The organism is Chromobacterium sp. S0633 (assembly GCF_024158805.1).
Lineage (GTDB): Bacteria > Pseudomonadota > Gammaproteobacteria > Burkholderiales > Chromobacteriaceae > Chromobacterium.
In genome coordinates, this window is record NZ_JAMZGH010000076.1 from 1 (window position 1) to 13,083 (window position 13,083).

The 13,083-nt window shown below is 65.3% G+C and carries 10 protein-coding genes; all 10 read left to right on the forward strand.

Translation table 11 applies throughout. The features are described 5' to 3' along the window. A partial coding sequence (locus NK214_RS24045) for a DUF3304 domain-containing protein (RefSeq protein ID WP_253315700.1) occupies positions 1–369 on the forward strand: 369 nt, incomplete at its 5' end. A gap of 82 nt (positions 370–451) precedes the next feature. Next, complete coding sequence (locus tag NK214_RS24050) at positions 452–1,009, forward strand: DUF3304 domain-containing protein (RefSeq protein WP_253315701.1); 558 nt, start codon at positions 452–454, stop codon at positions 1,007–1,009. A gap of 53 nt (positions 1,010–1,062) precedes the next feature. Beyond that, complete coding sequence (locus tag NK214_RS24055) at positions 1,063–3,039, forward strand: DUF2235 domain-containing protein (RefSeq protein ID WP_253315705.1); 1,977 nt, start codon at positions 1,063–1,065, stop codon at positions 3,037–3,039. Between the two features lie 38 nt (positions 3,040–3,077). Next, positions 3,078–4,409 carry a hypothetical protein gene (locus NK214_RS24060; protein WP_253315702.1) on the forward strand — a complete coding sequence of 444 codons (1,332 nt, stop codon included), beginning with the start codon at positions 3,078–3,080 and terminating at the stop codon, positions 4,407–4,409. Positions 4,410–4,474: 65 nt separating this feature from the next. Then, positions 4,475–6,334, forward strand: a complete 1,860-nt coding sequence (gene tssF, locus NK214_RS24065; RefSeq protein WP_166453147.1) for a type VI secretion system baseplate subunit TssF — start codon at positions 4,475–4,477, stop codon at positions 6,332–6,334. Beyond that, a complete protein-coding gene (tssG, locus tag NK214_RS24070; RefSeq protein WP_107798035.1) occupies positions 6,298–7,323 on the forward strand; it encodes a type VI secretion system baseplate subunit TssG in 1,026 nt (341 codons plus the stop codon). The genes tssF and tssG overlap by 37 nt, the downstream gene beginning before the upstream one ends. Before the next feature lie 47 nt (positions 7,324–7,370). After that, positions 7,371–10,004: a type VI secretion system ATPase TssH gene (gene tssH, locus NK214_RS24075; protein WP_253315703.1), complete on the forward strand. Its 2,634-nt coding sequence runs from the start codon at positions 7,371–7,373 to the stop codon at positions 10,002–10,004. A gap of 12 nt (positions 10,005–10,016) precedes the next feature. Then, positions 10,017–11,459, forward strand: coding sequence for a hypothetical protein (locus tag NK214_RS24080; RefSeq protein WP_253315704.1), 1,443 nt, complete (start codon positions 10,017–10,019; stop codon positions 11,457–11,459). After that, the gene (locus tag NK214_RS24085) at positions 11,456–11,719 is read left to right on the forward strand and encodes a PAAR domain-containing protein (protein WP_043641377.1); all 264 of its coding nucleotides are present in this window, start codon (positions 11,456–11,458) and stop codon (positions 11,717–11,719) included. The genes NK214_RS24080 and NK214_RS24085 overlap by 4 nt, the downstream gene beginning before the upstream one ends. Before the next feature lie 31 nt (positions 11,720–11,750). Then, positions 11,751–12,842 carry a type VI secretion system protein TssA gene (gene tssA / locus NK214_RS24090; protein ID WP_107798038.1) on the forward strand — a complete coding sequence of 364 codons (1,092 nt, stop codon included), beginning with the start codon at positions 11,751–11,753 and terminating at the stop codon, positions 12,840–12,842. The last annotated feature ends 241 nt before the right edge of the window (positions 12,843–13,083 follow it).

Genomic DNA, 13,083 nt, shown 5'->3' on the forward strand with positions numbered 1-13,083 from the left:
CTGCCGGAGCAATGGCGGCCGGGCATGACGGCGACGATAGAGTGGGTGGTGGATCCGAGCCCAGGGGTGAATCCTGGAGGGATTCGGCAACCTCCCCGGAGCAAGTATGGATCTATCACGGCGGAAGGCAGTAGATGGTATGAGGTGCATGAAGCAAATTATGTTCGTCGCAAGGTGACGATGGCGGTGCCCAAGTATGAAAAAGTGTCTTCCCTGATTCTGGTGTTCCTGCCTTGCGATGAGGTGTATCCGCTGATTGATTCGGCGGAGCAGGGCCGGGTGTTGGGCGGCTTGCGTGGTCGTGAAGACCGTTATCCGGAGATGATCCGTCGACTGGGTGGTCGGCAGACGTGTTCGGGAGGTGAATGATTCCCGGCTAAAGCCAGTTCCTGTCAGGCGATGGTTTTGGAATGGAACGGCAAATCGGAATTTAGCATTGAGGGTGAAAACGATGAAATGGTTCTCTATTAGTGCATGGCTGTTCTTGACCCTGAGCCTGCTTGGATGTCAAAGCATGGCGCAGTCCAAAACCATAGGTGCCGGTGCGCGGGTGGTGAATACCGTACCAGGTACATCGATTGTGCGCGCCAGCTTTAATGGTCAGGGTATGGGAGGCGGCGGTGGTGAGGAGTGTTGCGTCAGCCTGCCGGAGCAATGGCGGCCGGGCATGACGGCGACGATTGAGTGGGTGAAGGATCCTAGCCCGGATGTTAATCCTGGTGGACGACGTGCACCGCGCTGGAATCCAGATGGAACGACGCCGCCAGAATGGCATCGTTGGATGAAAGAGCATGAAGCTAATTATGTTCGCCGCAGGGTGACGATGGCGGTGCCCAAGTATGAAAAAGTATCTTCTCTGGTTCTGGTGTTCCTGCCTTGCGATGAAGTGTATCCGCTGATTGATTCGGCTGAGCAAGGCCGAGTGATGGGAGGATTACGCGGCCGTGAAGATCGCTATCCGGAAATCATTCGTCGCTTGGGAGGAAAACAGACATGTCAGGCGCGTTGATTGCTCCTGCCTTTCCCTTGGCCGGTTATTTGCCGGTGGGGCTGCCGCAGGTGATGGCTCAGCGCAGCGCTCAGTTGCGTGAGGTGGATGCCGCTAAGTGTGATGCGCGCCAAAAAGGACAGCCATCTCCATGTGTTCAAGTGCTGCATGTCAGCCTGTTCTTTGACGGCACCAATAACCATGGCGACTCGGACGATAAGGCCGACCCAGTCAACAGCAGCAATGTGCGCCGTTTATTCAATGCCTCTATTGGTAACGATGCAGGGAATGACTGGGGGTACTACAGCTATTACATCCAAGGGGTCGGCACGGTATTCAAGGAAATTGGCGAGGATGAGCCAAGTAGCAGCGGCCTGAGTTTTGCCTCAGGGGGCGAAGACCGCATTCTCTGGGGAGTGACTCGGTTGGTTGATGCCATGCGTCGCGCGTATAGCGACCAAGGCGAGAAGCTGGAGGCGGGGGAGGCTCGCCAACTGATCAAAGACATGCAGTACACCTATGAGGAAGACGACAAAGGCGTCAAAAAACGCAGCAGCACCACGTTGGCGCAACGCCGCGCGGTGATGCAGAAAGTGCTGGCGCCGATTGTCGCCAAGCGTGAAGCCGATTACAAGCCGGAAATCCTGCGCATCAAGTTGTACATCTATGGCTTCTCGCGCGGCGCGGCCGAGGCGCGTTCCTTTCTGTGGCGGCTGCGCGAATTGATGGATGTCGAGGCCGGCACGCTGTGCGGCATCCCCGTCGCGGTGGAGTTCCTCGGCCTGTTCGACACCGTGGCTTCGGTGGGGCTGACCGAGCTGGCGCCGGGGGCGGAAGGCCATATGGGCTGGGCCGACGGCACGATGAAGCTGCCGCCGGAGGCCGGCTATCTGAAGCGCTGCGCGCATCTGGTCAGCGCGCACGAGCAGCGGCTGTGCTTTCCGCTGGACTCTGTGGCCATCGCCAACCGCAGTTATCCCGGTTGCGTGTTGGGTGAATGGGTCTACCCCGGCATGCACAGCGACGTGGGCGGCGGTTATCCGCCCAAGGATCAGGGCAAGGCGCGCGAGGGGCAGGGCATGCTGTTGTCGCAGCTGCCCTTGCTGCATATGTACCGGCTGGCTTTTGACGCTGGTGCGCCGTTGCAGGCGCATGCGGATTTATTGCAGGATGCGGACCCGGAACAATTGGGTATGTTGAAGCAACGCGAGCCTTGGCGCTTTATGAGTACGGAAACCCAAGCGCTGTACGTGCTGGATGTGGAGTTGAAGGAGCGCTTCGAAGCCTGGCGTCAGCATGCCGGCAGCGGCGCGTCGCTGGAAGACCTGCTGCAGTGGCAGACCGCGCAGATCACCGCCTGGCGCATCGCCCGTTACGCCGGCGGCGTCGACGAGAAAGGCGGGCCGGGTTATCGCAACGCCGAGTTTTACAAAAACTCCCAGGACACGCCCAAGTGGCTGGTGAACGCGCAGGAGTCGGAGTGGAAGGCGCAGCGCCGCAAAGGCGTTGCCACCGGGGTGACGCTGAAGCCTAAGGGAAAAGAGGCGGACGCGAGCCAGGTTTCGGAGGGTTTCAAACCTAACCTCAATAAGCAGTACGAGCCGGTGATGGATCAGACCCAGTTGCGGGAAGGGGCCAAGGACTTCGCCGACGATTACATGGGCCGAACCTCGCTGTCCTTCAACCTGATTGGCGGCTTCGCCACCTTCTTCACCGGCTTGTCCCGCCCGTTCAGCGACGATTGCCAGGCGGAACTGGTCATGCTGCGGGAGGATGGCAATGATTTGTACCCGGCGGTGGTCAAGGACGAGAAGCTGATGGCGCTGTACGACGAGCATGTGCACGACTCCCGCGCCTGGTTCATGCATTACGCGCTGGGCAAGCGCGAACCTCACGGCACTTATCTGCGTTACCGCACCGTGTTCTTCACCGACGGCAACAGCAATAAGAAGCCGATCTGCCAGGCGCCGCGCGCGCAGGAGATCCGGCGCGAGCAGCAACGCCAGGCCGAGGAACGGCGGGGCGAGCGTATTGGGGGAGGCCGGCATTGAGCCCGGCGCATCGACTTCATGGCGAGAGGGTTTCAAGAATGAACAAGCGAGCCTGGCGGGTTTGCGCCGCTTTGCTTTTGGGCTGCCTGTGCGCGCCGGCGCAGGCCGCCGCGCCGGACAAGGTGGCCGGCACCTATGTGCCGGCCGACGAGGACTGGTTGCCCAGCAGCCTGGTTCTGCTGCCTTCGGGCCAGTTTGAATGGTTCATCAAGGGCAGCGGCGCGCGCACGGTGCGCGGCGATTGGACGCGCGGGCGGGGACAGATCGTTCTGCGCGCGGCGGCAGGCGGCGAAGCGCCGGCCTACCGGCAATTGCCCTATGCCTCCGGCCGCTTCATGGCCGCGGATCGCTACGACGAGGCGATGATGACGGTGGCGGTGCTGGCGGCCGGCCGCATGGGCGTGGCGGGAACGGAGGCCCTGCTGGAAGACGATCAAGGCCGGCAAGTGGAGACCGAGGCCACCCGGACGCCGGGCTATCTGATCGCCTGGCAGCCTAAGGCATGGGGAGCGTGGCGCAAGGTGGGCCTGCGCCTGGCCGGATCCGGGCAAGCTTGGCAGTGGTTCGAGGTGGACGCCGCCGGCATGACGGAGCGGGCGGCCGGTTTCGAGCTGAGCAACGCCGACGCGGTGCAGCCCTTGTTCCGCCAGGCGGAGCTGGAGGTCCAGGCGGACGGCGGCTTGACGATGCCCAAGCCGGCCCCTGAGATTCCGGTGCGCGCCGTGTTGCGTTACCGCAAATTGGACCGTCCGCTGACGGCGGCGCAATTGGCCGGGCATTACCGGATGGAGAGCCGGACGGAGTCCGAGCTGGCTTTGCAGGCCGACGGCCAGGCTTCCTGGTCCTTGTTAGCCAGCCGCGCTTATTATCTGGAGGGCCGTTGGCGGGTGAGCAACGGCCTGGTGACGGTGGAGGCGCAATTGCCTGCTCAGGCGCCCAAGTACCGCCTGATGTCGGATGCGGAAATGAATGTGCGTCAGCCGGCCACGGCGCGGCAATTGATCGCCATCGTCGGCCAGCCGCGCGTGGGCGGGGCGGCCGGCATCGAGGTCCGCTTCGAGGCGGCGGGCAAAACGCTGGGACAGGCGGTCAGCCAGGCCAGCGGCGATGCGATCCTGGATTGGGACGGCAAGGCCGACGACTGGACCCGCGTGGCCTTGCGGCGTCAGGGCAGCGCCGACGCCTGGACCTGGCTGGAGGTGCCGGCCGCGCGCCGGGCGGACCGCTTGCTGGCCATCGCCGTCGACGACCTGGGGCTGAGCCGGCCGGCGATTCCCTCCTTGATCTTCGGCCTGGGCGAGGATGGCGGTTTGCTGCTGCGCGAGCCGCTGAACCATGACCTGGAAAAGTATTTCAAAACCAAGAAGTAGCGGTTTCCCGCCGGCGGCCAGCCCGCCGGCGCAACCGGATAACAATAGATGTGACGTGAGCCTTAATGCTTGAATCCTTATTGCCGTATTACGAACGCGAACTCGGACACCTGCGCCAGCTGTCCGGCGAGTTCGCGCGCCGCTATCCCAAGATCGCCGGTCGTCTGCAAATGGAAGGCGACCAGTGCGAAGACCCGCACACCGAGCGGCTGATCGAGTCCTTCGCCTTCCTGGCCGCGCGCATCCACAAGAAGCTGGACGACGAATATCCGGAGGTGGCGGCCAGCTTCCTCAATGTGCTCTACCCGCATTATCTGCAGCCGATTCCCTCCGCCACCATCGTGCAGTTCGAATGCGATCCGCAGCGGCCGGAAATCGCCAAGCGCTACCGGGTGGAGCGCGGCCAGCCGGTGCACGCGCCGGCGATGCAGGGCGTGGTGTGCAAATTCCGCAGCGCCTATCCGGTGGACCTGTATCCGCTGTCGCTGACAGAGGCCAAGCTGGAGCTGACCAGCGGCTCGCCCTATCTGCGCCAGCTGGCGCCGGACGCGGCGGCGGTGCTGACGATGGAGTTCCATACTCACGGCGGCCTGGCGCTCAACGCCATCGGCCTGCAATCGCTGCGCTTCTTCCTGGACGGCGAGCCGGCGCTGATGCATCTGCTGTACGAAATGCTGCTGTCCAATGTCCTGAGCGTCAGCGTGGGCGACGGCAGCGAAGACCCGGCCCGCACGCGCAAGCTGCCGGCGGACAGCCTGCGGGCGGTGGGTTTCGGCCGCGAGGAAGGTCTGCTGGACTACGACGAACGCTCCTTCATGGGCTACCGGCTGCTGACCGAGTATTTCTGCTATCCGGACAAATTCCTCTTCGTCGATCTGCTGCGCTTGGACAAGGCGGTGGCGCGGCTGGACGGCGACAAGCTGGTGCTGCGGATCTTGCTGGACGAATACCCGGACAGCGAGCGTCACAACCGGCTGCAGACCCAGTTGCAGGCCCAGCACATGAAGCTGGGCTGCACGCCCATCGTCAACCTGTTCACCCAGCCGGGCGAGCCCATCCGCGTCACCCACCAGAAAGCCAGTTACCCGGTGCTGGTGGACGCGCGCAAGCAGCAGGCTTACGAGGCGATCCAGATCAAGCGCGTGGTGCGGGTGGAGAAATCCGGCGACGGCGAAAGCAGCGAGGAAGTGCCGTCCTTCTACGCGATACGCCACGGCAGCGAAAAAAAGACGCCGCGCTTTTATTGGCACGCCAGCCGGGAGCCCTCGCCGCGCCAGAGCGACAAGGGCACGGATCTGGAGCTGCACCTGGCGGACCTGGAGTTCAACGCGGTGCGGCCGGCCACCGAGGTGCTGAGCCTGGAACTGCTGTGCAGCAACCGCGATCTGCCGGAGCAGATTCCCTTTGGCGGCAGCCAGTCCACCCAGCGGACGGATTTCTCGCTGCCGGGCCATTCCGTGGTCAAGCGCGTGCGCCTGTTGCGCAAGCCCAGCGCCAGCCAGCGTTGCCCGCTGGGGCGTGCGGTGCAGTGGCGGCTGGTGTCGCATCTGTCGCTTAACTACATGTCCATCGTGGATTCCGGCTGCGCCGCCTTGCAGGAAATGCTGGCCTTGTACAACCTGACCGATTCCCCGGTGAACGTGCGTCAGATCCAGGGCGTGGTGGGGATAGAAAGCCAGCCGGCGGTGACCCGCGTGTCCGGCCGCGATTTCAGCGGCTTTGTCCGCGGCAGCGAAATCCGCCTAACGCTGGACCCGGATTACTACGTTGGCGGCAGCGTTTATCTGTTCGCCGCGGTGCTGGAGCGTTTCTTCGCGCTGTATTGCGCGCCCAATAGTTTCACCCGCCTGCGGGTGCATGCGGTTCAACAAGACGAGGAGGTAGCCTCATGGCCAGCCCGAGCCGGCGAAGCCCTCGTGATCTGAAACTGGAGCTGGCGCGCGACGCCAGCCAGTTCGGCTTTTTCCAGGCGGTGCGCATCCTGGGCCTGTCCGCGCGCAAGCGCGGCGAGCGTCGCGGCCGGTTGCCGGCCAGCTTGCGCTTCCGCTCGCTGGCCTCGCTGTCCTTCCCGCCCAGCGAGCTGTGTCGTTATCAGCCGGCCAAGGAGCCGGAGCAGCTGGACGCCACCGACGAGATGACGGTCAGCTTCATCGGGCTGACCGGGCCCAGCGGCGCCTTGCCCACCAGTTATACCGAGCTGCTGCTGGAGCGCCGCCAGCAGTACAAGGACGGATCGCTGCACGCCTTCCTGGACATCTTCAGCCACCGCGCCACCGCCTTGTTCTTCGGCGCCTGGCGCAAATACCGCTATTGGCTGGAAGTGGAGGCCGGCGAGCGCGACGGCTTCACCCGCAATCTGCTGGACCTGGGCGGCCTGGGCCTGTCCCAGCTGCGCAAGCAGATGGGGCCGGACGCGAGCCTGGACGAAAACCTGTTCATCTATTACGCCGGCCTGCTCAGTCAGAAGCCCTTGTCGGCGCAGGCGCTGGAAACGCTGATCCAGGGCTTTTTCGGCGTGGACGCCGCATTGGAGCAATTCATCGGCCAGTGGATGCAGGTGCCGGCGGCGGAGCAAAGCCGGCTGGGCGACAGCGAGAGCGAGCTGGGCGTGTCCTTGTTTGCCGGCGCCCGGGTTTGGGACCGTCAGACCAAGCTGCAGCTGCGCTTGGGCAGCATGCGCCGCGCCCAGTTCGAAGCCCTGCTGCCCGGCGGCCCCGGCGCGCAGGCCTTGCAGGCGCTGCTGCAATTCGCCGTCGGCCATAATCTGGCGGCCGACGTCAGCCTGGTGCTGGACAAGCGCGACGTGCCGGCGGCGCAGCTGGGCGGCCCGGCGGACCTGCGCCTGGGCGGCAATTGCTGGCTGGGCCCACAGAAGCAAGATCCTGAAGACATGCGCTACGCGCTGCTGCATTGAGCGGCGCGAGCGGAATCGACTTTTCATTTTGAGCGTATTGGAACGATATGTCCGTATCCCTGAAAGCCCTGATCGACAGGCTGACCCCCACCGCCCGTCAGGCGATTGAGCAGGCGGCCAGCCGCGCGCTGGCGCGCACGCATTTCGAAATCGAGATCGAACACGCGCTGCTGGCGATGTTCGACCAGGACAACAACGCCGCGCTGGCGGCGCTGCACGCGCTGGGCGCGGACCTGCCGCGCATCGAGCGCGAGCTGGAAGCCGCGCTGGACGCGTTCCGCAGCGGCAATACCCGCAACCCGGTGCTGTCCGCCTGGCTGCCCAAGTGGCTGGAAAAAGCCTGGCTGCTGGCCAGCGCGGAACAGGGGCAGGACGATGTGTCCACCCTGGACCTGCTGCTGGCGCTGTGGCAGGACGAGGCGCTGCGCGGCGCGTTGCAGTCCGGCTCCGCCGCGCTGGCGCGCCAGGACGCCGGCCGCCTGCAGGGCGCTTACGCCGCCTTGCGTCAGCACGGCGGCGAGGCCTCGGCCAACGCGCCGGCCGCCGAAGCCGGCGCGGAGCCGACGATGGCCGCGCCCGCGGCCGGCAAGCGCGGCAGCCCGGCGCTGGACAAATACACGATAGACCTGACCGCCCAAGCCAAGGCCGGCAAGATCGACCCCATCCTGGGACGCGACGTTGAAATCCGTCAGATGATAGACATCCTGATGCGTCGCCGGCAGAACAACCCCATCCTCACCGGCGAGCCGGGCGTGGGCAAGACCGCGGTGGTGGAAGGCCTGGCGCGCAAGATCGTGCACGGCGAAGTGCCGCCGGTGCTGGCGGGCGTCACCCTGCGCACCCTGGACCTGGGTCTGTTGCAGGCCGGCGCCAGCGTCAAGGGCGAGTTCGAAAACCGCCTGCGCCAGGTGATAGACGAGGTCAAGGCCAGCCCGGTGCCCATCATCCTGTTCATCGACGAGGCCCACACCTTGATCGGCGCCGGCGGCGCGGCGGGCCAGAACGACGCGGCCAACCTGTTGAAACCGGCGCTGGCGCGCGGCGAGCTGCGCACCATCGCCGCCACCACCTGGGCCGAGTACAAAAAGTACTTTGAAAAAGACGCCGCGCTGGCGCGCCGCTTCCAGGTGGTGAAGGTAGAAGAACCGGCGCCGGAAATCGCCGTGCAGATGGTGCGCGGTCTGACCCCGGCGATGGCCGAGCACCACAAGGTGGAAATCCTCAACGAGGCGGTAGCCGCCGCCGTGCATCTGTCCAGCCGCTACATCGCCGGCCGCCAGCTGCCGGACAAGGCCATCAGCGTGCTCGACACCGCTTGCGCCCGCGTCGCGCTGTCGCGCGCCGGCAAGCCGGGGCCGATCGAAGACGTGTCGGTGCTGATAGACAATATCGACCGCGAAGTGGCCGCGCTGCAGCGCGAAGAAGGCCACGCCGAACGCATCGCGGAGCTGGAAGCCCAGCGCGCCGAACTGCAGGCGGACCTGGAGAAATTGCACGCCGCCTGGGATGAACAGCAAAAGCTGGTGGCGGAAATCGACGAGCTCAAACAGCGGCAGGCCGAGGCCAAGCCGGCCAAGGGCAAGAAGCTCAGCCCGTTGCAGACCAAGCGCAAGGCGCTGCGCGAACTGCAGAAGCTCCAGCCGCTGGCCTTCGAGTGCGTGGACGAGAGCGTGATCGCCGACGTGATTTCCGGCTGGACCGGCATCCCGCTGGGCCGCATGGTCAGCAATGAGCTGGAGCAGGTGCAGAAGCTGGCCTCGCTGCTGGGCGCGCGCGTCATCGGCCAGGATCACGCCTTGGAGCAGATCGCCGAGCGGGTGCAGATCGCCAAGGCCAATCTGGAAGACCCGGGCAAGCCCAAGGGCGTGTTCCTGCTGGTGGGGCCGTCCGGCGTGGGCAAGACCGAAACCGCGCTGGCGTTGGCCGAGGCCTTGTACGGCGGCGAGCGCAATCTGATCACCATCAATATGTCGGAATACCAGGAAGCGCACAGCGTGTCCGGCCTCAAGGGCTCGCCGCCGGGCTATGTCGGTTACGGCGAGGGCGGGGTGTTGACCGAGGCGGTGCGTCGCAAGCCCTACTCGGTACTGCTGCTGGACGAGGTGGAGAAAGCCCATCCGGACGTGATGGAGCTGTTCTTCCAGGTCTTCGACAAAGGCCTGCTGGAAGACAGCGAAGGCCGCGAAGTCGATTTCAAGAACACCATCATCCTGCTGACCTCCAACGCCGGCTCCGATCTGGTGATGCGCGCCTGCGAGCACGGCGTCACCGTTGAAGGCGAAACCCGCGATCCGACGCCGGAAGACCTGGTGGAGATTTTGCGGCCCACCTTGCAAAGCGTGTTCAAGCCGGCCTTCCTCGGCCGTCTGACCATCGTGCCCTATCTGCCGATCAGCGACGAAGTGCTGCGCGCCATCGTCGGCCTCAAGCTGAACAAGATCCGCCAGCGCATCGCCGACAACCACGGCGCGCAAGTGGAGTTCCCGGAAGAACTGGCGGAACAGATGGCGGCGCGCTGCCTGGACGTGGACAGCGGCGCGCGCAACGCCGACGCCATCCTGACCCGCACCCTGCTGGCGCAGATATCCAGCGACCTGCTGGCGCGCATGGCTTCCGGCCGCCCGGTGAAGAAGATCGCCGTCTCGCTCAAGGGCGAGCAGGTCAAAGTGCGGCTGAGCTGAGGAAACGCGTCCATGTGGAAAATGTTGGGCCTGTTCGGGGTCAGCACCGTCGCCTGGTGGGGGCTGCTGTGGCTGGTGTTGCCGCAAAGCTGGCAGCGCATCAGCCCGTCGGCCATCCTGCTGCTGCACCTGGGGCCGCCGATGTTGCTCAGCGCCGGCGTCAAGCTATGGGGCTATCTGAAGGAAAAGCGCGCCAAGCAGGAAGAGACCGAGCAAGAGAGCGCGGCCGAGGCCGAGCGCCAGTCCGCGCGCGAGGCCGCGCGCGAACGGCATCTGGCCGAGCTGCGCGAACGCCAGGCCGTGGTGGACTGCCGCTGGCTGTGGGCGCGCGCCGTGCCGGCCCATGGCGAGCCGGACTGGCTGGCGGAAGCGCCGGACGGCTGTCTGTGGTCCTGCCTGGACGCGGCCGACCTTGACGCCGACGAGGCGCTGGAAGGACTGCGGCCGCATGTGACCGAGGCCTTGCAGGAACTCTACGCCGTCGCGCCCGGCGCGGCCTGGCTGCCGCTGGTGATGGAAGTGGTGCCCAGCCTGTCCGGCATCGAACAGATCGCCGCGGTCAAGGAATGGCAGACGGTCGCCATGGCCGAAACGCTGGACGACGGCGAATGGCCGACGCCGGAAGCGCGCTTCCTGGCGGGCGCCGGCACCGGCACGGTGGCGGACCGCGCGCGGCAGCTGCTGCAACAACAGCCGGAACTGCCGGGCGTGATCATGCTGGGCGCCGACGCGCCCTTGCTGACGCGGGGCGGCGAAGAGCGGGACGAGAGCGACCCCGCCACGGCGGAACGCCTGCGCTGGCTGGGCAAGCCGGGCCTGGCCGTCGCCGTCATGCTGTTCCTGCGCGAGCAATTGCCGGAGCCCGATTTGGGCCCCGTCGCCGTGGCCGAGGGCGCCGATCCTTATCAGCCTTATTGGGAAAAAGACTTCAGCCGCGCGGGCGGCAGTTGGGGCGTGGTGCCGGCCCGTCATCAGGCCGGCCTGGCCGAGCTGCCGGTCTTGGCCCAATTGGGCCAGTCCAGCGCGGCCGCTGCGCCGCAGGAGCGTGCCTTGCAACTGACGCGGCAACTGCAACCGGTGCTGGACAACGCCTTGGTCAACGCCGCGCTGCTGGACTACCCGTTCAGCCCGGAGGACGCCAAGCCGGAAAACGATAAGGCGGCCAGCCTGGGCTGGCTGGTGCACAACGGCGGCGACGTAGACGCCGGCGGCGTGCGCCTGGCCGCCATCGCCAGCGCCTTGAACCGCCACGCGGTGGAGCTGCACCCCATCGACGAGGCCAGCAATCTGGCGCGGGAGTGGGGCGACGTCGGCGTCGCCGCCGACGCCATGCTGGCCGCCGCCGCCGTCAGCCACAGCGCGCGCCTGGCCGCTCCGGCCCTCATTACTCAATTCAGCAACGATCATGTGGCGCTGGCCATGGCCAGACCGCCGCGCGAGGAGGCCACAGCATGAAACGCGTGATCCGATTGGGCGACCCCACCGATCATGGCGGCAAAGTCGTCAGCGCCGCATCCAGCACCACCTTGTTCGGCAAGCAGGTCGCCTGCCTGGGCGACGCCGTCACCTGCCCGCAGCAAGGGCACGTCAACTGCACCATCGTGGAAGGCGACCCCAGCTGGGTGGTCGGCGGCAAGCCGGTGGCGCTGGAAGGCCATAAAGTCAGCTGCGGCGCCTCGCTGATCTCCACCATGCCGGAAGTCGGCAAGGGCTGATCGCAACACCTATATATAGAAGCCACAAAGCATGGAAAACATCGAACAAACAGTGCAGCAATTGCTGGTCCCCATCCCCGGCGGCTGGCCGGCGGGGGAGGACTTGGCTTACTCCACGCTTTTCGACCAGATTCGCGAAGCCCGCCGCAGCGACGATCCGGGCCTGTCCCAAGGCGATTGGGAACAGACGCTCAAAACGGCGGAATGGCCCAAAGTCATCCGCCTGTGCGAAGACGCGCTGAGTCAGAACAGCAAAGACCTGCAACTGCTGGCCTGGTACGCGGAAGCCCAGGTCCAGGCCAACGGCGTTCCCGGCCTGACCCTGGGCCTGGCCGCGCTGGAAGGCTGGCTGCGCCAATACTGGGACAGCGGCTATCCTGAACTGGACCCGCACGATCTGGACGAGCGCGTCGGCAAGCTGGAGTGGCTGAATCAGCAACTGGGCCTGGCCATCCGCAACGTGCCGCTGCTGAAACCGGAGTTCGGCGCTTACGGCTGGAACGACTGGCAGCAATCGCGCGACGTGGAAAACCTGGGCTTGAAAGACGCCGAGTCCAAGGCCGCCGCCATCGCCGAGGGCAAGCTCTCCGGCGACGAGTTCGAAAAGAGCGCCAACCTGTCCGGCCACGCCTGGTTCCAGAGCCAGGCTGAGGCGCTGGTCCAGGCACTGGGCCGCTATGAAGCGCTGGACGAGCAAGTGGACCAGCGCTTCGGCGGCGAAGCGCCCAGCCTGGCGGAGATCCGCAACGGCATCTACGCCTGCCAGGATCTGGTGTTGCGCTACCGTCAACAAACCGCGCCGGCCGGCGTTACGCCGGCTCCCGTGGAACCCGCCGTGGAAAGAAAAGCCGTGACCCAAAGCTATAGCGCGCCCACCCCCGCCGCTTCGGCGGCGCCCGTCGCCTTCAACGGTCAGATCCGCAGCCGCCAGGAAGCGGTGCAGATGTTGAGCGAAGTCGCCCGTTACTTCCGCAGCAACGAACCGCATAGCCCGGTGGCCTTATTGGCCGAACGCGCAGCGCGCTGGGCCGAGATGAGCTTGGAAGAATGGCTGCTGCACGTGGTCAAGGACGATTCCACGCTGAATCAGCTGCAAGAACTGCTGGATGTGAGAAAGGATTAAGCGGTTTCAGGCCTCCGCAACCGTGCGGGCCGGCGTTTCGCCGGCCCGTTTTTCATGGTTCGGCGGGGCGGTTGAGGCGTGTCGGCAAATACTCCTTTCGGATATTGCTTGCCGCATCAAGGGTTTGCCCTGTGGGGTCCGCTTTTGTTGAGGTTTTTCTCGCAAAAGGTGTTGACGGGTTTAGGGGGCTGACGTATAGTTCGCCTCCTCAGCAGACAACGCAGCGACGGAAACGAAACGC

Excerpts from the sequence above, each read along its gene's own strand:
- tssF (WP_166453147.1), top strand. The coding sequence starts at position 4,475 with ATGCTTGAATCCTTATTGCCGTATTACGAACGCGAACTCGGACACCTG.
- NK214_RS24085 (WP_043641377.1), top strand. The coding sequence starts at position 11,456 with ATGAAACGCGTGATCCGATTGGGCGACCCCACCGATCATGGCGGCAAA.
- NK214_RS24055 (WP_253315705.1), top strand. The coding sequence starts at position 1,063 with ATGGCTCAGCGCAGCGCTCAGTTGCGTGAGGTGGATGCCGCTAAGTGT.
- tssA (WP_107798038.1), top strand. The coding sequence starts at position 11,751 with ATGGAAAACATCGAACAAACAGTGCAGCAATTGCTGGTCCCCATCCCC.
- NK214_RS24050 (WP_253315701.1), top strand. The coding sequence starts at position 452 with ATGAAATGGTTCTCTATTAGTGCATGGCTGTTCTTGACCCTGAGCCTG.
- tssG (WP_107798035.1), top strand. The coding sequence starts at position 6,298 with ATGGCCAGCCCGAGCCGGCGAAGCCCTCGTGATCTGAAACTGGAGCTG.
- tssH (WP_253315703.1), top strand. The coding sequence starts at position 7,371 with ATGTCCGTATCCCTGAAAGCCCTGATCGACAGGCTGACCCCCACCGCC.
- NK214_RS24080 (WP_253315704.1), top strand. The coding sequence starts at position 10,017 with ATGTGGAAAATGTTGGGCCTGTTCGGGGTCAGCACCGTCGCCTGGTGG.
- NK214_RS24060 (WP_253315702.1), top strand. The coding sequence starts at position 3,078 with ATGAACAAGCGAGCCTGGCGGGTTTGCGCCGCTTTGCTTTTGGGCTGC.